The sequence below is a fragment of the Acidocella sp. KAb 2-4 genome (assembly GCF_020567705.1).
GTDB lineage: Bacteria > Pseudomonadota > Alphaproteobacteria > Acetobacterales > Acetobacteraceae > Acidocella.
On sequence record NZ_JAJDJU010000002.1, the window covers coordinates 22,132 to 42,267 of the forward strand.

The 20,136-nt window shown below is 68.6% G+C and carries 19 protein-coding genes; 12 read left to right on the top strand and 7 right to left on the bottom strand.

Features of this window, described 5'->3' with window-relative positions; translation table 11 throughout:
* Window positions 1-18: 18 nt before the first annotated feature.
* Together LI953_RS01715 and LI953_RS01720 are read right to left on the bottom strand one after the other, a co-directional pair.
* Window positions 19-723: a heme-binding protein gene (locus LI953_RS01715; RefSeq protein WP_227074249.1), complete on the bottom strand. Its 705-nt coding sequence runs from the start codon at window positions 721-723 to the stop codon at window positions 19-21.
* Window positions 724-1,132: 409 nt separating this feature from the next.
* Complete coding sequence (locus LI953_RS01720; RefSeq protein ID WP_227074250.1) at window positions 1,133-1,936, bottom strand: folate-binding protein YgfZ; 804 nt, start codon at window positions 1,934-1,936, stop codon at window positions 1,133-1,135.
* A gap of 79 nt (window positions 1,937-2,015) precedes the next feature.
* On the opposite strand from LI953_RS01720, the gene LI953_RS01725 reads away from it, so the two are divergent.
* The 10 genes from LI953_RS01725 (at window position 2,016) to LI953_RS01770 (ending at window position 14,626) form a co-directional block, all read left to right on the top strand.
* The gene (locus LI953_RS01725; RefSeq protein ID WP_227074251.1) at window positions 2,016-2,912 is read left to right on the top strand and encodes a glycosyltransferase family 9 protein; all 897 of its coding nucleotides are present in this window, start codon (window positions 2,016-2,018) and stop codon (window positions 2,910-2,912) included.
* On the top strand, window positions 2,903-3,928 hold the full coding sequence (locus LI953_RS01730) for a glycosyltransferase (protein ID WP_227074252.1): 1,026 nt from the start codon (window positions 2,903-2,905) through the stop codon (window positions 3,926-3,928). Before LI953_RS01725 ends, LI953_RS01730 begins: the two co-directional genes overlap by 10 nt.
* On the top strand, window positions 3,928-5,670 hold the full coding sequence (gene asnB / locus LI953_RS01735; RefSeq protein ID WP_227074253.1) for an asparagine synthase (glutamine-hydrolyzing): 1,743 nt from the start codon (window positions 3,928-3,930) through the stop codon (window positions 5,668-5,670). Before LI953_RS01730 ends, asnB begins: the two co-directional genes overlap by 1 nt.
* On the top strand, window positions 5,667-6,992 hold the full coding sequence (locus LI953_RS01740; RefSeq protein WP_227074254.1) for a dihydroorotase: 1,326 nt from the start codon (window positions 5,667-5,669) through the stop codon (window positions 6,990-6,992). Before asnB ends, LI953_RS01740 begins: the two co-directional genes overlap by 4 nt.
* A 51-nt stretch (window positions 6,993-7,043) precedes the next feature.
* Window positions 7,044-8,231, top strand: a complete 1,188-nt coding sequence (locus tag LI953_RS01745; protein WP_227074255.1) for an MFS transporter — start codon at window positions 7,044-7,046, stop codon at window positions 8,229-8,231.
* A gap of 97 nt (window positions 8,232-8,328) precedes the next feature.
* On the top strand, window positions 8,329-9,435 hold the full coding sequence (lptF, locus tag LI953_RS01750) for an LPS export ABC transporter permease LptF (RefSeq protein ID WP_227074256.1): 1,107 nt from the start codon (window positions 8,329-8,331) through the stop codon (window positions 9,433-9,435).
* Complete coding sequence (gene lptG / locus LI953_RS01755) at window positions 9,432-10,544, top strand: LPS export ABC transporter permease LptG (protein WP_227074257.1); 1,113 nt, start codon at window positions 9,432-9,434, stop codon at window positions 10,542-10,544. Before lptF ends, lptG begins: the two co-directional genes overlap by 4 nt.
* A 3-nt stretch (window positions 10,545-10,547) precedes the next feature.
* On the top strand, window positions 10,548-12,755 hold the full coding sequence (locus LI953_RS01760) for an LPS-assembly protein LptD (protein WP_227074258.1): 2,208 nt from the start codon (window positions 10,548-10,550) through the stop codon (window positions 12,753-12,755).
* Window positions 12,752-14,041: a peptidylprolyl isomerase gene (locus LI953_RS01765; RefSeq protein ID WP_227074259.1), complete on the top strand. Its 1,290-nt coding sequence runs from the start codon at window positions 12,752-12,754 to the stop codon at window positions 14,039-14,041. Before LI953_RS01760 ends, LI953_RS01765 begins: the two co-directional genes overlap by 4 nt.
* Window positions 14,042-14,047: 6 nt before the next feature.
* Window positions 14,048-14,626, top strand: coding sequence for a YqaA family protein (locus LI953_RS01770; protein WP_227074260.1), 579 nt, complete (start codon window positions 14,048-14,050; stop codon window positions 14,624-14,626).
* 6 nt (window positions 14,627-14,632) lie between these two features.
* On the opposite strand, the gene LI953_RS01775 is transcribed toward LI953_RS01770, so the two are convergent.
* Both LI953_RS01775 and LI953_RS01780 read right to left on the bottom strand, forming a co-directional pair.
* Window positions 14,633-15,034 carry a hypothetical protein gene (locus LI953_RS01775; RefSeq protein ID WP_227074261.1) on the bottom strand — a complete coding sequence of 134 codons (402 nt, stop codon included), beginning with the start codon at window positions 15,032-15,034 and terminating at the stop codon, window positions 14,633-14,635.
* A gap of 46 nt (window positions 15,035-15,080) precedes the next feature.
* A complete protein-coding gene (locus LI953_RS01780) occupies window positions 15,081-15,440 on the bottom strand; it encodes a roadblock/LC7 domain-containing protein (protein ID WP_227074262.1) in 360 nt (119 codons plus the stop codon).
* Window positions 15,441-15,533: 93 nt separating this feature from the next.
* Here LI953_RS01780 and LI953_RS01785 point away from each other — a divergent pair, with 93 nt between their 5' ends.
* Complete coding sequence (locus LI953_RS01785) at window positions 15,534-16,025, top strand: flavodoxin family protein (protein WP_227074263.1); 492 nt, start codon at window positions 15,534-15,536, stop codon at window positions 16,023-16,025.
* Here the strand turns inward: LI953_RS01785 and LI953_RS01790 are convergent.
* Window positions 16,022-16,777 (bottom strand): DeoR/GlpR family DNA-binding transcription regulator, encoded by a 756-nt coding sequence (locus tag LI953_RS01790; RefSeq protein ID WP_227074264.1) that lies wholly within the window; start codon window positions 16,775-16,777, stop codon window positions 16,022-16,024. The two genes, LI953_RS01785 and LI953_RS01790, sit on opposite strands and share 4 nt — an antisense overlap.
* A gap of 170 nt (window positions 16,778-16,947) precedes the next feature.
* On the opposite strand from LI953_RS01790, the gene LI953_RS01795 reads away from it, so the two are divergent.
* Window positions 16,948-17,970: a YncE family protein gene (locus LI953_RS01795; protein ID WP_227074265.1), complete on the top strand. Its 1,023-nt coding sequence runs from the start codon at window positions 16,948-16,950 to the stop codon at window positions 17,968-17,970.
* A 5-nt stretch (window positions 17,971-17,975) separates the two neighbouring features.
* On the opposite strand, the gene LI953_RS01800 is transcribed toward LI953_RS01795, so the two are convergent.
* Both LI953_RS01800 and thpR read right to left on the bottom strand, forming a co-directional pair.
* Window positions 17,976-19,466, bottom strand: coding sequence for a CHAD domain-containing protein (locus LI953_RS01800; protein WP_227074266.1), 1,491 nt, complete (start codon window positions 19,464-19,466; stop codon window positions 17,976-17,978).
* A 73-nt stretch (window positions 19,467-19,539) separates the two neighbouring features.
* A complete protein-coding gene (gene thpR / locus LI953_RS01805) occupies window positions 19,540-20,073 on the bottom strand; it encodes an RNA 2',3'-cyclic phosphodiesterase (RefSeq protein WP_227074267.1) in 534 nt (177 codons plus the stop codon).
* Window positions 20,074-20,136: the final 63 nt, after the last annotated feature.

A 20,136-nucleotide genomic window follows, 5' to 3' on the forward strand; every position in this document is an offset into this window, starting at 1 on the left:
AATGCGTGTTTTTCGCATTTACCCATGCGCGGTACGCATGATCCAAATCGTGCAGGGCCGGGAGGGCAGGTTAAGTCGCCGCTTACCCCTTGCCCCGCGGCTGGAGACGCGCACCGCCACCTCATTGCGCCGGAGGGACGGGATCGTCCAAGGTGGATCATAAAACCAAATCGCAGGCTCGCCCTGGGCCTGCCACGGACTATTTTCGAGCCCCGCCAGCAGGGTCTGCGTTTTGCGGGCGACGCGCGCCGGGGCAGGCCGCCCCGCGAAGCGCACCACCGCGTAGATCTCGGGCGGCACTTGGACCAGAGCGACCCGCGGGTCGGCCGGGTGCGGCAAGGTATCGAGCGTGTAGCTGGCGGGCATGAAAAATCTGATCGTCCACGTTTCGCCCTGTGCGCGGCTTTGCGCGACGGGCGCCGTCATGGCGATGGTTTCCGCGCCCTGCGCCACGGGGGCTGTCATCGCGATCTTCGTGCGCGCCTGGTTGGCGCCAAAAATATACCCGGCGAGACGGCGGAAGCCTTCGTATCGCGCGCCCGTCTCGGGGGCCGCGACCACCGTCTCCGCCGCGATGCGTGCGTGGTATTGGCGGATCTCGGCCGCCCCCGCGCGCCCCAGAAGATCATATCGCGGCTCCTCGATCCCCGACCGCCTGCCAAAGAGGGCACCGGCCATGCGCCACATCCCCGCCAACCGCACGGCGCGCTCGTCCTTGGTCATGGCTCATCTCCGAAATGCTTTTGAGGGCACAAAAATCCGAAGCAGTAATGTGGACCGGTCTCATTAATCGCACCGCTAGGCGTCGCTCTGCGGGGGGCGCACCGTCAGCCAGCCAAGCGCCCACAGGTTCTGGACCTAACCAATCGCCGCACAAACTCAGCCCCCTGCTCTCCCGCCCACAGCCTCTCGGCAACAATCAGCGCCTTCTCCTCCGGCCACCGCCGACGGTGAACCAGACGGGTCAAGACTTCAATCCACGCACCCCACCCGTCGCGTTGCCCTGCAGTACGCCAGAGCGACCGCGCGACACCGAATCGGCGCATCGATCGAGCGCAAATCACTTTGTACAGTTTGAACGATCATCGCCCAAAAATGCCCCACCATGTGTCGTTTTATTGCGGAACTGGCGTCAGGGCGCCTCCGGCGCCCCGTCAGCCCCCGGCGTAACCCGCGCCTCGCCCGCGCTCAGCTCCTTGCCCAGCGCATCCAGCCGCAGCATGGCCAGCGCCAGACGCCCGGCGGTGGAGCGGATCTCGCCCACCTCCTGCCCCTCGGCCAGCACCTTGCTGCCGGGCGGCACCGGGGCGGAGAGCGTCACCGGCAGCAGGCGGCGCTTCACCAGCCCGCGATATTTGGTCCGCGCCGTGATCTCCTGGCCCATGTAGCAGCCCTTGTCCCAGGCGATGCCGTGCAGCTCGTCGAACCCAGCTTCCAGCAGCAGGGTCTTGTCCGGCTCCAGATCGGGCGGGCCGTCGGGCAGGCCGAGCGCGATGCGGTGGGTGGCGTAATCCGCCGCGCTGACGTTGGCGGGCAGCGCGGCGGGGCTGAGCAGGCGCCATCCGGCCTCGGGGCGGCGCGGGTCGGGCGCGGCGATGGCGGCCTCCGGCGGCGGGCCGTCCCAGGCGGCGTACACGGCGTAGTCGTCCGCGGCGTCCGCCAGCTCCACCTGGGCGCGCAGCCGGTAGCGGCGCAGCTTGGTCAGCAGCGCTTCGATGCCGTCGCGCGGCGTGTCCAGCAGCAGCGCGTCGGCGGTGGCGAACACGAAGAAATCGGCCAGATATTTGCCCTGCGGGGTGAGCAGCGCGGCCCATACCGCGCGGCCGGGGGCGGCGCTGGCCACGTCGTTACTGACGAGGCCGTTGAGGAAGGCGACGCGGTCGGGGCCGGTGAGGCGCAGCACGCCGCGCCCGGGCAGAAGGGCAAGTTTCGTCATGCGCCGAAGATGGGCGCGGCGGCGCGCGGCGGCAAGCCCGGTTTGCGGCGGCGGACAAACGCGCTAGAGGCGGCGTTGCATGAAGAAAATCCTGTTCATCACCTCCTCGCGCATTGGCGATGCGGTGATCTCCTGTGGCATTCTGGAGCGGCTGCGGCTTGAGCACCCGGAGGCGCGCTTCACCATCGCCTGCGGGGCGGTGGCCGAGGGCGTGTTCGCCCGCTTCCCGGCGCTGGAGCGGCTGATCGTGTTCGAGAAACGCCGCTTCAGCCTGCATTGGCTGTGGCTGTGGCGGCAAGTGGCCGGGCAAATTTGGGACCTGGTGGTGGATGTGCGCAGCTCCGGCATCTCGCTGTTTCTGGCGGCGCGGCGGCGGGTCATTATCAAGGGCGGCCGGCGCCCGGGGCGGCGCTATCAGCAGCTTGGCGCAGCGCTGGGTTATGAGCCGGCGCCGCTGCCAGTGACCTGGACCGCCCCGGCGGACGACGCCAAGGCCGCGGCGCTGCTGGGTGATGGCCCGGTGATCGCGCTCGCCCCCACCGCCAATTGGGACGGCAAGATCTGGCCGCCGGAACGCTTCGTTGCGGTGTTCGAGGCGCTGGCGGCGGCGCTGCCGGGGGCGCGGGCGGCGATATTCGGCGGGCCGGGGGCGGATGAGGCGCGCCGCGCCGCGCCCGTGCTGGCCGCGATTCCCGGGGCGGTTGATCTTGTCGGCAAGCTCAGCCTGCCCGAGGCCGCCGCCTGTCTGCGCCGCAGCGCGATCTTCATCGGCAATGATTCCGGGCTGATGCATCTGGCCGCCGCCGCAGGCACGCCGACGCTGGGGCTGTTCGGCCGCTCCAAGGCCAGCGAATACGCCCCGGCCGGGCCGCGCACCGCCATCGCCGTGGCGCCGGGGCCCGAGGGCGAGGCGCCGATGACGGGCTTGCAGGTGACAGATGTGCTGAAAGCGGCGAGAACGCTGTTATGCGCATAGCCCAGGTGATGGCAGGTGCCGCCAATGGCGGGGCCGAACTGTTCTACGAACGCATGACCGGGGCGCTGGCCCGCGCCGGGCAGGAGGTTCTGCCGGTGATCCGGCGCGAGCCGGGGCGCGCCGCGCGCCTCGCCGCGCTGGGGTTGCACCCGGTGCAACTGCGCTTCGGCGGCAGGCTGGACCTACTCACCAAGCCCCGCATCGCGGCCGCCCTGCGCGCCTTCAAGCCCGATATCGCCATGGCCTGGATGAGCCGGGCGGCGGCGCATCTGCCGCAGGGGGATTGGGTGAATATCGGCCGTCTCGGCGGGTATTACGATCTCAAATATTTCCGCGCCTGCCGCTATCTAGTCGGGAACACGCACGGCATTGTCGATTACATCGCCGGCACCGGTTTTCCGCGTGAGCGCACCGCGTATCTGCCGAATTTCGTCGCCGATTTCGCCGCCGAGGTTCCGGCGGCGCGGGCGGAGTTCGGCATCCCCGAGGGCGCGCCGCTGCTGCTTGGGCTGGGCCGACTGCACAAGGTGAAGGGGTTCGATACGCTGATCCAGGCGCTGGCGCGGCTGCCGGAGGTGTATTGCGTGATCGCGGGCGAAGGTCCGGAGCGCGCGGCGCTGGAGGCGCTCGTGGCCGAGCTGAAACTGGGCGCGCGGGTGAAGCTGCCGGGCTGGCGGCGCGACACCGGGGCGCTGCTGAAGGCGGCGGATATGTTTGTCTCCTCCTCGCGCCATGAGCCGCTGGGCAATATGGTGCTGGAGGCGTTTTCCGCCGCCACCCCGGTGCTGGCGGCGCGGGCCGAGGGGCCAGGCGAGGTGATCCGCGACGGCGAGGATGGGCTGCTGGTGCCGGTGGATGATGCCGGGCGTCTGGCCGAGGCGGCGCGCGGGCTGCTGGGCGATGCCGGGCTGCGCGCCAGGCTGGCCGCCGCCGGGCGGGCGCGGTTCGCGGCGGAATTCGCGGAGCCGGCGGTGGTCGCCGCGTGGCTGGATTTCTTTAACAAGGTGCGTCGCTGATGTGCGGCATCGCCGGAATCTCGCTGCGCCCTGGCGCCACGCTGGACGAGGCGATGCTCACGCGCATGCTGGCGGCGCTGGCGCATCGCGGGCCGGACGGGCAGGGGCGCTACACCACCGCCACCGGCGCGCTTCTGCACACCCGCCTCGCCATCATCGACCTCGCCACGGGCGACCAGCCTTTGGCCGACGGCCCGCTGCGGCTGGTGGCGAATGGCGAGATCTATAACTACCGCGAGCTGCGCGAGCGCTTCGGCGGCGACTACGCGACGCAGAGCGATTGCGAACCGCCGCTCAAGGTGTTCGCCCGCGCGGCGCTGGATTTCGGGCGGCATCTGCGCGGCATGTACGCCATTGCCATCCACGACGCCGCGTTCCGCACTCTCACCCTCTCGCGTGATCTGTTCGGCATCAAGCCGCTTTATATCGCCGCCGGGGCGGATGGGCTGGCCTTCGCCTCGGAGCCGGGGGCGCTGCTGGCGGGCGGCGTGGCGCGGCGCGAGATCGACCCGCGCAAGCTGGGCGAGCTGCTCAATTTGCAATTCACCACTGGGGCGCAGAGCATCTTCCCGGACATCCAGCGCGTGCTGCCGGGCGAGACGCTGGAAATCCGGCGCGGCCAGGTGAGCCGGCGCCAGCGCCTTGAGATGCCCACGGCCTGGAACGCGCCGAAGGACGAAGAGACCGCGCTGGCCGCACTGGACGCGGTGCTGACCGAGGCGGTGGACCTGCATCAGCGCTCGGATGTGCCTTATGGCATGTTCCTCTCGGGCGGCATCGACAGCGCCGCCATCCTGGCCCTGATGGCGCGGCTGAACACCAGCCCTGTGCTGGCCTTCACCGCCGGGTTCGACGTGCCCGGCGTGGCCGATGAGCGCGACGCCGCCGCCGCGATGGCGGCCAGCGTCGGCGCGCGGCATGAGCGGCTGGAGGTGACCCAGGCGATGATGTGGGCGCATCTGCCCGAAATCGTGGCCGGGATGGATGATCCGGTGGCCGATTATGCCATCATTCCCACCTGGTTCCTGGCGCGCGAGGCGCGCAAGAGCGTGAAGGTGATCCTCTCCGGCGAGGGCGGCGACGAGATGTTCGCCGGCTATGGCCGCTACCGTGCGGCGGCCCGGCGGTTCTTCCCCAGGAAGATGCGCGCGCGCGGCGTGTTCGACGGGCTGGACGTGCTGCGCGAGGCCCCGCGAGGCTGGCGCGAGGGCATCGCCGATGCCGAGCGGGCGGCGCGGCACCTGACCCGGCTGAAGCGCGCCCAGCAGGCCGACATGGCCGATTGGCTGCCGCATGACCTGCTGCTGAAGCTCGACCGCTGCCTGATGGCGCATGGCGTGGAAGGGCGCACCCCGTTTGTGGATAAAGAGGTGGCCGCCTTCGCCTTCTCGCTGCCCGATTCGCTGGCCGTGCGCGGGCGGCTGGGCAAATATCTGCTGCGCCGCTGGCTGGAGACGGCGCTCCCGGCGGCGCAGCCCTTCGCCCGCAAGCAAGGGTTCGACGTGCCGGTGGGCGCCTGGATCGCCGCCCAGGCCAAGCCCCTAGCCGAGTTGCTGGCCCGCCAGCCGGTCATTCAGGATCTGGTGGCGCCCGACCGGCTGCGCCCGCTGCTGGAACGCGCGGGCGAGAAGCGTGCCGGAGCGGCGGCCTGGGTGCTATTATTCACCGCGCTGTGGCACCGGCGGCATGTGCTGGATTTGCCCGCCGCGGGCGACGTGTTTTCCACATTGAGGCAGATATGAGCTTTGACCTTCTGATCCGTGACGGCATCGTGGTGCTCCCCTGGGGCGAGGTGGAGGCCGATATTGGCGTCAAGCGCGGCAAGATCGCCGCCATCGGCAAAAATCTCGGTCCCGCCGCCGAGGAATTCAACGCCGCCGGGCTGCATGTGCTGCCGGGCATCATCGACCCGCATGTGCATTTCCGCGATGGCGGCTATGGCGGCATTCCGGGGGTGGAGGATATGCGCTCCGGCTCGCTGGCCGCCGTGCTGGGCGGGGTGACCACGGCGCTGGACATGCCCAACACCAAGCCGCCCACCACCTCCGAGGAGACGGTACGGACCAAATACGACTACATCCCCGGCCACGCTTATTGCGATTTCGGCTTCTATGTGGGCGCCACCAAGGAGAACGCCGATGATCTCGGCCGCCTGGAGGAGATGCCGGGCGTGTGCGGGATCAAGGTGTTCGCGGGCTCGTCCACGGGCGATCTGCTGGTCGAGGATGACGAGAATATCGAGCGCGTGCTGCGCGCCTCGCGCCATCTCGTCGCCTTCCATTCCGAGGATGAATACCGCCTGCAGGAGCGCAAGCCGCGCTTCCAGGTGGGCGACCCCTATGCCAGCCACGCCGAATGGCGCGATCCGGAATGTGCCTATCGCGGCACGCGGCGCATCGCGGCGCTGGCGCGCAAGACCAATAAGCGCGCGCATATCCTGCATGTCTCGACGCGCGAGGAATTCGCCTTCATCAAGGACCACAAGGACCTGATGAGCGGCGAGGTGCTGGTGAACCATCTGCTGCAATGCGGGCCGGAGGCGTATGAGCGCCTGGGCGGCTATGCGGTGATGAACCCGCCGATCCGCTCCAAGGAGCATCAGGACGCCGCCTGGGCCGCGGTGGCCGATGGCACGGTGGACACCATCGCCACCGACCACGCCCCGCACGCCGCCGAGGCCAAGGAGCGCCCCTGGCCGACCTGCCATTCCGGCCTGACCGGGGTGCAGACCGCGCTGCCGCTGATGCTGACCCAGGTGAATGCCGGGCGGCTCTCGCTGTTGCGGCTGGTGGATCTGATGTCGGCCGGGCCGGCGCGGATTTACGGCGCGGTCGGCAAGGGGCGCATCGCCGCCGGGTACGACGCCGATTTCTCCATCGTCGATATGAAGGCCAAGCGCCGGATCGAGAACAGCATGATCGCCAGCCAATGCGGCTGGACGCCCTTCGCCGGGACGGACTGCACCGCCTGGCCGATGGCGACCATCATCCGCGGGAGCGTGGTGATGTTCGAGGGCGTGGTGCCGGGCGAGCCGCAGGGGCGGGCGGTGACCTTCCGGCATTGACATCGCCGCGCCGCCGCCGCACCTCCGCGCCAATATGTGAGGAGTGATGACATGACGGCGCGGACCGAGCCAACCAGCCTGCAGGTGAATCTGGCGCTGTTCGCGCTGGCGATGGGCGGGTTCGCCATCGGCACCACCGAATTCGGCACCATGGGGCTGCTGCCCTATTTCTCGGCCGGGCTGGGGATGAGCGCGCCGCAAGCGGGGCATGTGATCAGCGCCTATGCGCTGGGCGTGGTGGTGGGCGCGCCGGTGCTGGCGCTGCTGGCGGCGCATCTGCCCCGGCGCGATGTGCTGGTCGGGCTGATGCTGCTCTACGCGCTGGGCAACGGGCTCACCGCCTTCGCCCCCTCGGCCGGCTGGATGCTGGCGTTCCGCTTCATCGCCGGGCTACCGCACGGGGCGTATTTCGGGGTCGCGGCGCTGGTGGCGGCCTCGCTGGTGCCCGAGCATAAACGCGCTCAGGCGATGTCGCGCGTGCTGGCCGGGCTGACCGTCGCCACGATTTTCGGCGTGCCGCTGGCCAATTTCATCGGCCAGACGGTGGGCTGGCGCTGGGCTTTTGGGCTGGTGGCGCTGCTGCCGCTGCTCACCGCCGCGCTGGTGCAGGCGCTGGCGCCACGGCAGAAGCGGCATGGGGGCGACGCGCCCTCGCCGCTGGGCGAGTTGGCGGCGCTGGGGCGGCGGCAGGTCTGGCTGGCGCTGGGCATGGGCGCCATCGGCTTCGCCGGCATGTTCGCGGTTTACACTTATCTGGCCTCCACCCTGCTGGGCGCCACCCATGCCTCGCCTTATGTGGTGCCGGTGATGCTGGCGCTGCTCGGCACCGGCTTCACCGCGGGCAATCTGGTCAGCGCCTGGTGCGCCGACCGCGCGCTGATGCCGACCATCGCCGGGGTGCTGGTGTGGACCATCGCCTGCCTCTGTTTATACCCGTTCATGATCCATGCGCTGTGGAGCATGGCGGTGATCGTGCTGCTGATCGGCGGTATTGGCGGGCTGGGCACGCCGCTGCAGGCGCGGCTGATGCAGGTGGCCGAGGGCGCGCAGACCCTGGCCGCCGCGCTCAACCACTCGGCCTTCAACACCGCCAACGCGCTGGGGCCATGGCTGGCGGGGATGGCGATCGCCGCGGGCTGGGGCTGGGGCGCCTCGGGCTGGGTGGGGGCGGCGACCGCCACGGGCGGCCTCGTGCTATGGGGCGTGGCGATGCTGGATGAGCGCCGCCGCCCGGCCTGAAGGCCGGAGCCGCCGGGGCTTCATGGTTTCGCCGCAATCGGGCTGCATGTGGGGGCGCTCTTGCCATTGCCCGATGACCCCGCCAGAAACTCACGCCATGCCGCGCCGCCTGCACCTCACCCGGATCGACCGATATATCGGCACCCAGCTCAGCGTGGCGCTGCTGCTGGTCACGCTCGGCTTCGTCGCGCTGATCTGGCTCACGCAATCGTTGCGCTTCATCCAGATCATCGTCGCGCATGGGTTGTCGCCGCTGGTGTTCATCCGCCTCACCTCGCTGCTGGTGCCGAGCTTCATCGCCACCATCCTGCCGATCACCAGCTTCATCGTGGTGCTGTTCGTCTATGGCCGCCTCTCGGGCGACCGCGAGTTGACGATCATGCGCGGCATCGGCCTCTCCGATCTCTCGCTCGCCCGCCCGGCGCTGGGCGTGGCGGCGGGGGCGGTGCTGCTGGGCTATGCGCTCACCCTGGGCGTGGTGCCGGCCTGCCTCGGCGCCTTCCGCGACTACCAATACGAGATCCGCAACCAGATCGCCGCCTTCCTGCTGGAGCCGGGCGTGTTCACCCCGGTCACCGGCCAGATCACGGTTTACGTGCAGGCGCGCGGGCCGGATGACGCGCTGCGCGGCATCCTTATCGAGGATGGGCGTGACCCCAACGCCCCGGCCACCATCCTGGCCCGCACCGGGCGGCTGATTGTTAACCCCGATGGGCCGGTGGTGGAGTTGGAGAATGGCTCGCGCGAGCAGATCGACCCCAAGACCGGGCAGCTCGACGTGCTGAGCTTCAAGAGCAACATCCTCTCGCTCGCGCAGCCGGCCAAGCTGGGCGGGCGCGACTATGTCGATGCCTCGGAGGCGTCGCTGCCCGCGCTGCTGCATCCGAGCCCTGAGCTGCGCCCCGATGAGCGCGGCAAATGGCTGGTTGAGGCGCAGCGCCGGCTGACCGCGCCGCTGAGCACGCTGAGTTACACGCTGGTCGGGCTGGTGGCGGTGCTGGGCGGGGCGTTCCGCCGGTATGGCGGCATTCTGCGCCCCGCCGCCGCGGTGGCGGTGGTGACGGTGCTGGTCGCGCTGGGGTTGGGGGTGAGCAATCTGGCCGCGCGCGATGTGCGGCTGCTGCCGCTGATCTGGGCGGTGACGCTGCTGCCCGGGCTGTGGGCGGCCTATCTGCTGGCGCGCCAGGGCGCCCCGCGCGCATGAAGTTGCCTTTCACCCTGTCCCTCTATTTCGGCCGCAGCTTCGCGCTCGCGGTGCTGGTGATGCTGTTCGCGCTCACCGGGCTGGTCTCGCTGTTCGATTTCCTGGAATTGCTGCGCGAGGCCGCGACGCGCCCGCAGGCCGGGCTCGGGGTGATCTTGGAAATCGAGGCGCTGCGCGTGCCCTGGAGCGTGATGCAGATCCTGCCCTTCGCCGTGCTGCTGGGCGGCATCTTCGCGTTCTGGCGGCTGGCGCGCTCCTCGGAATTGGTGGTGGCGCGCGCGGCGGGCATCTCGGCCTGGCAGTTTCTGGCCGGGCCGGTGCTGCTGGCGGCGCTGCTCGGGGCGTTTGGCACGGGCGGGATCAGTCCGATTTCGGCGCTGATGTATGGCCGCGCCGAGACGCTGGACAATGTCTATCTCAAGCCCGGCGGCGGGCCGCTCTCGCTCAATGGCGGCGAGTTATGGGTGCGCCAGGCCGATTCGGGGATGGTGCCCGACGGCGTGGCGGTGCTCCATGCGAGCAATGTGGTGCTGCACGGCAACTCGCTGGAGGCCGATAAGGTGATGGTGCTGCGCCTGGATGGGCAGACCACGCTGCTGGCGCGCATCCAGGCGGCGCATGCCACGCTGGATCCGGGCGCCTGGACGCTCACCGATGTCAGCGTACTGGCCCCGGATAGCGCGCCGCAGCATGCCGATACGCTGGAATTCCCCACCGATCTCACCGTGCACCGGGTGCAGGAGAGTTTCGCCTCGCCGGATTCGCTGTCCTTCTGGGCGCTGCCGGGCTTCATCCGGCTGCTCAAGCAATCCGGCTTCTCGGCCACCCAGCATGAGCTGGCCTTCCAGGCGCTGGCGGCGCTGCCGCTGTTCTGCGCCACCATGGCGCTGGTCGCGGCCGGGTTCTCGATGCGCCCGTCGCGCCGGGGCGGGGCGCTGCGCATGGGCGTGCTGGGCGTGGGCAGCGGCTTCGCGCTGTTCATGGTGTCAGAGGTCGCCAACCAGTTCGGCACCTCGGGCGCGGTGCCGGTGGTGCTGGCCGCCTGGGCCCCGGCACTGGCCGGATTGTTTTTGGCGCTTGCGTTGTTGCTGCATCTGGAAGATGGCTGAAGCATGACCCGCACTGGCAAATTTCTGCTCCTGCTCGCCGCCTCCACCAGCCTGGCCGGCGTGGCCGGGGCGCAACAAACGCCATCGGCGCCGGTGGCCTCATCCCAGGCGCCGGTCAGCTTCACCGCCGATTCGGTGAGCTATGACAAGACCGGCAACATCGTCACCGCCAGCGGGCATGTGCGCGCGATCCAGAACGGGCAGACGCTCTATGCCGACGAGGTGACGCTGGACCGCACCACCGGCGAGGTGACGGCGAGCGGCCATGTCGCGCTGAGTCAGCCGGGGGGCGACACGGTTTATGCCAATCATGCGGTGCTGGAGCGCGGCATGAAGGACGCCGTGATGCGCGGCGTGGCGGCGCGGCTCGGCGATAATGCGCGGCTGATCGCCAATGGCGGCGAGCGCTATAACGGCCAGGTCGATGAGCTCGCCAAGGTGGTGTATTCCGCCTGCGACCTGTGCAAGACCAACCCGCGCGCCGCGCCCACCTGGCAGATCAAGGCCGATAGCGCGACCCGCGACCTGCAGCACCACATGATCGAATTCCGCGGTGCGCGCATGGAGTTTGAGGGCGTGCCGGTGTTTTACCTGCCCTACATGACACAGCCCGACCCCTCGGTGAAGCGCCAGAGCGGGTTCCTGATCCCCGGCATCGGCGCCACCTCGCGGCTCGGCGCCTTTGTCAGCCTGCCGTATTACTGGGTGCTTGGTCCCTCCTCCGACCTCACCCTGACCCCGATCATCGCCAGCAAGCAGGGCCCGGCGCTGCGCGCCGAATACCGCCGCGCCTTCAATGATGGCGCGTTGAACATTACCGCCTCGGGCGGGCAGGATCGCGGGCATTTGGGCGATGCGGTGTTCGCGCAAGGCACGTTCGACCTCAACCAGGATTGGCGCGCCGGCTTCCAGTACAACCGCGCCTCCAGCGCCTTGTATCTGGATGATTTCACCATCCTGCCGAACGCCTCGTTCCTGACCAGCAATGCCTATCTCGAAGGCTTCTCGCCCGGCGCCTATGCGCGGCTGGATGCCGAGACCTTCCAGGGCCTGGTGGCGAGCGTGGATCAGGCGCGCCTGCCGATCGTGCTGCCTTATGGCCAGTATCACTTCGTCTCGGCGCAGGATTCGCTGGGCGGGCAGTTCAGCGTTGATGCCAGCGTGTTCAACGTGTTCCGCAAGGTCGGCACCAACACCGTGCGCGCCGCGGTGGTGCCGGGCTATGCGGTGCCGTTCATGCTGCCCGATGGCATCACCGGTACGGCGCGGGTGCAACTCATCGCCGCCTCATATGAAGCGGGCAAGCTCTACCAGCAGCCCAATTACGGCCGCTTCGGCTCGGCCAGCACCGGGCGGGTACAGCCCTATGGCGCGGTGATGCTGCGTTGGCCCTGGGTGCGCAGCGCGGGGCATCTGGGCACCCAGCTGATCGAGCCGGAGGTGCAGCTCGTCGCCTCGCCCAATGTCGGCATCAGGCAGAATATCCGCATCCCGAACGAGGACAGCCTCGATCTCGAATTCTCCGACGCCAATCTGTTCGACCTCAACCGCTACCCCGGCATCGACCGGCTGGAGGGCGGCGAGCGGGTGGATTACGCGCTGCATGCCGCGTGGTATCTGCCCTCGGGCGCGAGCGTGGACGGGATGCTCGGCCAGTCCTACCGCTTCCATAAGGATCACAACTACCTGCCCGGCTCGGGGTTGACCGATAATGTCTCCGACATCGTCGGGCATCTGATCGTCACCCCGGCGCCGTGGCTGAGCCTTTCCTACCGTACCCGGCTGTCGCATACCGATCTCGGGGCGCGGATGATTGATGGCACCGCCAGCGTCGGCACGCATTTGCTCACCGTCACGGGCGGCTATCTCTACACCAACACCGACCCGTATGTGCTGTATGACACCGCCAGCCCGACCGGGCAGATCACGCTGAACCCGCCAGCCGGGTATTTTACGCCGCGGCACGAATTCACCGCCGGCGTGACCACCAATTTCGGGCCATGGTCGTTCTCGGCCGGGACCCAGCGCAATTTGCAGACCGGGCGCTTCGACAACGCCAATTTCAGCGCCGGCTGGCAGAATAATTGTTTCGGTGTGAACCTGATTTACAGCCAGCGCTTCACCTCGTTCAACCTGGACACCGGCAATACGCTGGTGCTCGTCCAGTTCAATTTCAAAACCCTCGGTAATGTTGGATTCAGCGCCCTATGAAGCATTTTCTCCGCGCCGCCCTGCTCGCCTCAGCCTGCCTCGCCGCCCCCGCCGGGGCGCAGACGGTCTCGCTCGCCAGCGCCGCGCCGCAATCGGCCAGCATCGCCGCGGTGGTCAACGGCCAGGTCATCACCTCGCAGGACGTGTATAACCGCGCCCGGCTGCTCGCCATCTCCACCGGCATGAATCCGACGCCGGACGTGATCACCCGGCTCTCGCCGCAGGTGACCAAGCAGCTCATCGACCAGACGCTGGAGCAGCAGGAGATTGCCAAGCGCAATGTCACCGTCAGCGATGACGACGTGGCGCAGGCGGTGGCGCATATCGAGCAGGGCAACAACATGCCGGCGGGCGGGCTGCGGCAGCGCCTCGCCGCGGTTGGCGTGCCGTTTAGCACGCTGCTGGCGCAGATCCGCACGCAGCTCGGCTGGCAGCAGGTGCTGCACCAGGTGCTCGGGCCGGGGCTGCAGCCGACTCCGGGCGACATGAATGCCGAGAAGGCGGCGCTGAAGGCGACGATCGGCAGCACGCAATATCACCTGGCGGAAATCTTCATCCCCGTCACCGGCCCCGATGACGAGGTCACGGCGCGCAACTTCACCAACACGGTGATCGCGCAGCTGCGCGCGGGCGCGCCGTTCCCGGTGATCGCGGCGCAGTTCAGCCAGGACCAGACGGCGCTCTCGGGTGGCGATCTCGGCTATGTGCAGCTCAGCCAGCTCGACGCCCCGGTGGCGGCCACCGTGAGCGAGATGCCGGTGGGCGCGATCTCCAATCCCATCCGCGTGCCCGGGGGGTATGAGGTGGTGCAGCTGCTCGACAAGCACGAGGTCGGCAACCAGCCGCAGACCGTGCTGAACATCCGGCAAGCCTACGCCCCGTATCCGACGCCGATCACCTCCGGTCAGGTCGGCCCGGCGCAGGCGGCGGTGATCAACCAGCTCGTCGCCAAGTCGCACCAGGTGCAGTCCTGCGACGACATGACGGCGCTGAACGCCACCTATGGCAATGTGCGCCCCGCCGATCCCGGCCCGGTCAACCTCGCCACCGTGACCCCGCCGGCGTTTCAGACGCTGTTGGGCGACCTGCCCATCGGCAAGGTGAGCGAGCCGCTGGTGTCGCGCGATGGCGTGTCGGTGGTGATGGTGTGCTCGCGCCAGCAACAGGCCGAGGCGCTGCCCTCGGATGAGGATATTGGCAACATGATCATCCAGCAGCGCGTGCAGATGGAGTCGCAGCAATTGCTCGACGATCTGCGCCACCGCTCGGTCATCGTGCAGGACTGAGCCGCCATGCTGCGCCGGAGCTATGACCGCGTGCTCGCCCTGGCCGAGCGGCCCACGGCGCCGCTCTGGCTGTTCGCCATCGCCTTCGCCGAGGCCAGCTTCTTTCCGGTCCCGCCGGATGTGCTGCTGATTCCGATGGCGCTGGCGCAGCCGCGCCGGGCACCATGGCTGGCCCTGGTGGCGACGCTGGGCAGCGTGAGCGGCGGCGCGCTCGGCTATCTGATCGGCTACGCGCTATTCGCCAAGCTGGCGCAGCCGATCATCCATTTCTACCATTACGAGGCGGCCTTCGCCGCCTTTCAGCACAAATTCGCCGAATACGGCGTCGCCATCATCCTGATCAAGGGTCTGACCCCGATCCCGTACAAGATCGTCACCATCGCGGCCGGGGCGGCGGCGTTCAGCTTTCCGCTGTTCATGGGCGCGAGCGTGGTGACGCGCGGCGGGCGGTTCTTTATCGAGGCCGTGCTGCTGCGCCTGTTCGGCGCTCCGGCGCGCGATTTCATCGAGGACCGGCTGGGGTTGATCACGGCGGGCATCGCGGTGCTGATCGTCGCCGGGTTCGTCGCGCTGAAATTCGCCTGACGGCGGCTATTGCAGGGCGGCCTCGATGCGCGCCAGCGCGGCGCGCGCCTTGTAGAGCGTATAGCCGAAATTCGCGCCATGGGCGCAGACGAACACCGCCCCGTAATCAGGATAAAGCCGCCCGCGCAGGAATAAATGCGTCGAGGTCTCGCCATTGACGATGAGTTCGCGCGGCGTGGTGGGAAAGCTGGCGCCGGTCAGGCGGGCATCGAACAGCGCCAGCGGGCCGGGGGTGAACAGCCCCATCCAGGCCAGCGGCAGGTTTTCGCGCAGCGCCGGCGTCAGCGCGTCGCGCGCCGCCATGTGCAGCGCCACCCCGGCGGCGAGGTCAAGATAGGCGGCGGCGAGGCAGCCCGGCACTTCACCGATGGCCGCCTCGACCGCGCCATGGATATCGGCGGCGCTCATGCGCCTTGTTACCTCCTGGCGGGGGGCAAGGCCAAGCCGCGCCGGGTCAGATCACCAATTCGCGGTCGACTTCCTGCACCTTGCGCCGGGTGAGAGCGAGGTTGCTGCCGTCGCGGTCGAACACGACGTAGAGGAACAGGTCGCGCGAGCACTGGATGGGGCGCAGGATCTGGTATTGGCTGTCGAGGGTGACGATGATGTCCTCGATCCCGCCTTGCAGGCCGAGATCCTTCATCGTGCGCAGCTTGGCGCGGATCACCTCGGTATCGCCCGCGGCGGCGACATCCATGTCGATGCCGTTACCCTTGCTGCCGATGATCATGCCGCTATTGGAATCCACCACCGCCGCGCAGATCGCGCCGGTCATGTTCATCAACGCGCTGAGTGACGATTCCAGATTGCTCATTCCCGGCCCCTTCAATTTTACCGCGAACAGGCTAGGTGCAGAGGCGGGAAACTGTCAACATCGCCAGCGCCTGCGGGGGAGTTTGTGAAGCCGATGAAAACCTTGCTGATCGTGTATCACAGCCGCACCGGCGGCGCCGCGCAGATGGCGCGGGCGGCGGCGCGCGGGGCGGCGGCGGAGGCGGCGCTCCGCACCCGGCTGCTGCCCGCGGCGCAGGCGCGGGGCGAGGATGTGCTGGCGGCGCAGGCCTATATTTTCGCCGCGCCCGAGAATTTGGGGGCGCTGAGCGGGGCGATGAAGGAGTTTTTCGACCGCGCCTATTATGCCGCGCTCGGGCGGATCGAGGGGCGGCGCTATGCCAGCCTGATCTGCGCCGGAACCGACGGCGCCAACGCCGCGCGGCAGATCGAGCGCATCACCACCGGCTGGCGGCTGCGCCCGGTGGCGGAGCCGCTGATCATCTGCACCGGGGCGCAAACGCCCGAGGCGATCTGGGCCGAGAAAACCCTGCCGCAGGCGGCGCTGGCGCAATGCGCCGAGCTAGGGGTGGCGATGGCGGCCGGGCTGGCGGCGGGGATTTTCTAGCCCGTCACCAGCTGCACCCCGGCGGCGGCGCAGCGTGCGGCGAACTCCTCGGGCGGGGCGGCATCGGTCACGATCTTCTGCACCTGGGCGAGCTCGCACACTTTCACCGGCGCCTCGCGGCCAAATTTGGAATGGTCGGTGATCACCCAGCTTTCCGCCGCCTGGGCCATCGCCGCGCGGGAGAATTCGGCCTCGAACAGGTGGAAATCGACCAGCTCGCTGCGCGCATTGATGCCCGCCACCGTGATCAGGGCGCAGCGCACCTCGAACTGCTTCAGGAACTCGATGGAAGCCGGGCCGAAAGCGGCGGCGTCGTCGCCGCCCAGCTCGCCGCCGGCCATGAACACGCGGTTATTGTTGCGGTTGGCGAGGCGGCAGGCGATCTGCGCCGAGTTGGTGACAACCACGAGATTGGCGCGCGCGGTCAGCGCCTCGGCGACATAGGTCGCCGTGGTGCCGTTATCCAGGATCAGCGTGTCGCCATCGCGCACCATGCCCAGCACCAGCGCCGCCACCTGGCGCTTGCCATTGCGGTTGAGCTGCATGCGCCGCTGGAAGGGCGGATCGTCCATGTGCTCGGGGCTCATGATGCCGCCATGGAAGCGCAGCACGCTGCCCTGCGCGATCAGCGGCTTCAGGTTCCGCCGGATCGTTTCGGTCGAGACGCCCAGCCGCGCTGCCAGATCGGTGATGCTGGCGCTGCCGGACTCGCGCACGACTTGCAGGATGTCGGATTGGCGTTTCAAGGACATTTTGTAACCCGCTCGAATTGAAATGCATATTCGGGGGTTTCGTCAGCGAATTCAAGCGCGGGCGGAATGGTCGCGGTAATGTTGCGGAGCGATGAAATTCGCGCGCCGGGCTCGCCCCGCGGCGCGGGGTTGGCTATCCGGGCGCGCCATATGCCGTTGAGGTTGGACAGATGAAATTTCGGACTGCCATTGCCGCGCTGCTGCTGATCAGCGCATTCACCGCGCCCGCCGCCGCCGCGCCGCTCTACCATCTGGCGCGGGAGGTGCAGTTGGCCGGGCCGGTGCGCTGGGATTATCTCCGCCTCGACGCCGCCACGCACCGGCTATTCATCTCCCATGGCCCCGTGGTGACCGTGCTGGATGCGCGCAGCCTCAAGGTCGTTGGCGCGCTGAATGTAGGCTCCGGCAGCCATGGTATCGCTATAGACCCGGTGAGCGGCACCATCTACGCCGATAGCGGCGACAAGGCCGAGGTCATCGCCTTCAATCCACGGACATTCGCGCCCATCGCCACCATCCCCGTGGTGCGCGACGCCGATGGCATGCAATACGATCCGGCCAGCAAGCGGATTTACGTCGTCGGCGGTGATGGCCAGGGGATTACCGGCATCGATCCCGCGGAGAACAAGGCCCTGCCCACCGTGGCGCTGGGCGGCACGCCGGAATTCTTCGCGCCGGACGGCAAGGGCGCGCTGTATATCGCCATCAACGACAAGAACGAGATCGCCCGGTTCGACACCGCCACCAACACCATCACCGCGCGCTGGCCAACCACGGGCTGCGCCGCCCCGACGGGCTTGGCCGTGGACCCGGTGAAGCGGCTGGTGTTCACCTCCTGCCGCTCCGGGGTGATGGATGTGTTGAACGCCGATACCGGCGCCGTGGTGGCGGTGCTGCCGATCGGCAAGGGGACGGACGCCGCCGCCTTCGACCCGGCGCGCAGCCGCGCCTTCTCAAGCAATGGCGTGGGTAGCCTGAGCGTGATCGGCGACAGCGCCGCGCCGGTCTTGCTGGGCACCGTGCCAACCCAGCCCGGCGCGCGCACCTTGGCGGTCGATCCGGCGAGCGGGGATGTGTACACCGTCACCGCCAAGGTCACTGGGATGAAGCCGCCCCAGGGGCCGGCTGGACGGCCTTATTTCACCTTCGCGCCGGACAGCCTGGAACTGCTGGTCTACGCTCCCGCCGGCTGACCGCCTTATGCCGCGAAGGGCTTGCTGCCGGTGAAAGCTTTCCAGCGTTTTTCCAGCAGCGCGTTATCGGCCAGCGCGGCATGCGTGCACCAGCCGAGCACGATGCCGATGGCCCGCGCCGTTTCGGGGCGGCTGCCATCCAGCCGGGCCAACAAGTCGCGGGCGGTGGCGAGGTCGTTGAGATGGCCGAGCTCCTCCTGCAATTCGGCGGCGGTCTCGGCGTAGGCTTTCACCTTGCCCTTGGTGTCGAACAGCCCGCCGAACAGATCGGTGGCGTAGCGCAGCTTTTTCAGTTCGATGCGCACCAGATGCCGCTCTTCGGGCGAGAGGTGCAGCAGATGCCTGCCGCGTTTGCGCACCTTGCGGTGCAGGCGCAGCAAGTTGGCGGCGGCGAAATCGCGCGCCGGGGCGGTGAGCAGTTCCAGCGCCTCGGCGGGCACGGCGTTGCGCCAGCCATGCCGGGCCAGGAAGGCTTCGACCGTCAGCACGAAGCGCGAGGTCGCCGGGGCGGCGAGCAGCGCGTGCGCGGCCTCATACCCGGCGGCGCGGAACTGGCGGCATTGGCCGAGGATCGCGGCGATGCCCGGCTCACGGGCGAAGGCGGCGGCGGGGCCGTCCTGCAACAGGCGGATGAAGACGTCCCAGTTGCGCGCCTCGCCCATCACATTGGCGATGCGCTTGGCCTCGGCCCGGAAGGCGGCGATCTCGGGCGCGGGCAAGGCGCGGTTGAACAAGCCCAGCACCGAGCGCAGCCGCCGCATGGCCACGCGCATCTGATGCACCGCGCCGATCTCGTCGCCGCGGTAGAAGGCGGGCCAGTTGGCCAGGAATTGCGACAGGCAGGATTGCGTGAGCGCGACCACCGCTTCGTCGAGACTCGGTGTTCCGGACAGCCCCGCCCCGGCCTTTACCTGCCGGGGCGCGGGGGCGCCGGCGAGCTGCGCGCCGCGCCCGGCCAGGCTGTCGGCTTGCAACGGCATCGGGAATTTCCTGGTCAGCGCCAGGGCGAAGGGAAACAGCGCCAAGGCCGGGCCGGTGAGGGTGATCTCGCGCACCGGCTGCGTTTCCTCCCCGGCGGCGATGCTGCCGGTTTCCAGCCCGATCTCGACCTCGCCCGCGCGCCGGGTGAGGCGGCGGATGATCGTGGTGAACACGGGATGCAGCGCCGCCCCGCCCAGCCATTCCGCCAGCTTGGCCTCCCAATCCGGGTCGAATCCGGCGGGGTCGGGATGCGGGCCGGGAATATCGGCGGCGGTGTCGCCGTCCGGCGTGCGGAGCTCCATGCGCTGGCCGCGCCGGGTCTTGCTCAGCCGCAGAAAGACATGGTGCCGGGCGAGCGTGAAATCGGCGGTATCGTAATAGTTATGCACCGTGCGGCGGGCACGCACCGGGGCGGGCGGGGTGTCGAGCAGCGGGCTTGCGGGCAAAGCCGACATAATTTCGGCGCTGGCAAGAAAGCGCAGGGTCAGGGCGGGCGCGGCGGTTGTGTCGGACATCTCGGGCGGCCGTGAATAGGGGATGCGCGCAGCATAAACCGGCCGTTAGCGTTGTCCAGCGCGCTTTGGGGGCTCAGCCGAGCGCGTATTCGGCTTCCGGCGTGTAGGTCGGCTGGTCCTTGCCGAGAAAGGAGCTGAACAGGGTGACGTTGTCGGCCCGGATGGGCGCGGAACGGTAGAGGTTATGCGCCTGCACGAAGCTGGTGAGCGCCGGGGTGACCTGGCTATCCATGCGCGCCAGGGTGACATGCGGAGTGAATTTGCGCCGGTCGGGCGGCAGGCCGCAGCGGTGCAGCGCGGTCTCCACCTTGGTTTGCAGACGGGCGAGGTCGTCATTGCGCTCCACCCCGGCATAGAGCGTGTTCACCCGCCCGTTCTTCTCGAACCAGCCAAGGCCGGAGAGGCAGAACTCAAAGCTGCGCCCGCGCAAGCTGGCGAGGGCGAAGTCGATCTCCTCGGCTTGCAGGCGGTTGGCCTCGCCGATGAAGCGCAAGGTGAGGTGGAAATTATCGGTGGGCACCCAGCGGGCGCCGGGCAGATTAAAGGAGAGATCGCTGAGCTCTTCTTTCACCTCCCAGGGGAGGTCGAGGGCGACGAACAGGCGCATGGTCCGGCCTTTCTGCTAGAGGTCAGCGACTCGCTTGCTAGAATTTTGCAATGCCGGGCCAAG

What these genes read in the sequence shown, in the direction of transcription:
- LI953_RS01795 (WP_227074265.1), top strand. Translation starts at nt 16,948, where the DNA reads ATGAAATTTCGGACTGCCATTGCCGCGCTGCTGCTGATCAGCGCATTC.
- LI953_RS01775 (WP_227074261.1), bottom strand. Translation starts at nt 15,034, where the DNA reads ATGAGCGCCGCCGATATCCATGGCGCGGTCGAGGCGGCCATCGGTGAA.
- LI953_RS01720 (WP_227074250.1), bottom strand. Translation starts at nt 1,936, where the DNA reads ATGACGAAACTTGCCCTTCTGCCCGGGCGCGGCGTGCTGCGCCTCACC.
- LI953_RS01785 (WP_227074263.1), top strand. Translation starts at nt 15,534, where the DNA reads ATGAAAACCTTGCTGATCGTGTATCACAGCCGCACCGGCGGCGCCGCG.
- lptG (WP_227074257.1), top strand. Translation starts at nt 9,432, where the DNA reads ATGAAGTTGCCTTTCACCCTGTCCCTCTATTTCGGCCGCAGCTTCGCG.
- LI953_RS01760 (WP_227074258.1), top strand. Translation starts at nt 10,548, where the DNA reads ATGACCCGCACTGGCAAATTTCTGCTCCTGCTCGCCGCCTCCACCAGC.
- LI953_RS01740 (WP_227074254.1), top strand. Translation starts at nt 5,667, where the DNA reads ATGAGCTTTGACCTTCTGATCCGTGACGGCATCGTGGTGCTCCCCTGG.
- lptF (WP_227074256.1), top strand. Translation starts at nt 8,329, where the DNA reads ATGCCGCGCCGCCTGCACCTCACCCGGATCGACCGATATATCGGCACC.
- LI953_RS01800 (WP_227074266.1), bottom strand. Translation starts at nt 19,466, where the DNA reads ATGTCCGACACAACCGCCGCGCCCGCCCTGACCCTGCGCTTTCTTGCC.
- LI953_RS01725 (WP_227074251.1), top strand. Translation starts at nt 2,016, where the DNA reads ATGAAGAAAATCCTGTTCATCACCTCCTCGCGCATTGGCGATGCGGTG.
- LI953_RS01715 (WP_227074249.1), bottom strand. Translation starts at nt 723, where the DNA reads ATGACCAAGGACGAGCGCGCCGTGCGGTTGGCGGGGATGTGGCGCATG.
- LI953_RS01745 (WP_227074255.1), top strand. Translation starts at nt 7,044, where the DNA reads ATGACGGCGCGGACCGAGCCAACCAGCCTGCAGGTGAATCTGGCGCTG.
- LI953_RS01730 (WP_227074252.1), top strand. Translation starts at nt 2,903, where the DNA reads ATGCGCATAGCCCAGGTGATGGCAGGTGCCGCCAATGGCGGGGCCGAA.
- asnB (WP_227074253.1), top strand. Translation starts at nt 3,928, where the DNA reads ATGTGCGGCATCGCCGGAATCTCGCTGCGCCCTGGCGCCACGCTGGAC.
- LI953_RS01765 (WP_227074259.1), top strand. Translation starts at nt 12,752, where the DNA reads ATGAAGCATTTTCTCCGCGCCGCCCTGCTCGCCTCAGCCTGCCTCGCC.
- LI953_RS01780 (WP_227074262.1), bottom strand. Translation starts at nt 15,440, where the DNA reads ATGAGCAATCTGGAATCGTCACTCAGCGCGTTGATGAACATGACCGGC.
- LI953_RS01770 (WP_227074260.1), top strand. Translation starts at nt 14,048, where the DNA reads ATGCTGCGCCGGAGCTATGACCGCGTGCTCGCCCTGGCCGAGCGGCCC.
- thpR (WP_227074267.1), bottom strand. Translation starts at nt 20,073, where the DNA reads ATGCGCCTGTTCGTCGCCCTCGACCTCCCCTGGGAGGTGAAAGAAGAG.
- LI953_RS01790 (WP_227074264.1), bottom strand. Translation starts at nt 16,777, where the DNA reads ATGTCCTTGAAACGCCAATCCGACATCCTGCAAGTCGTGCGCGAGTCC.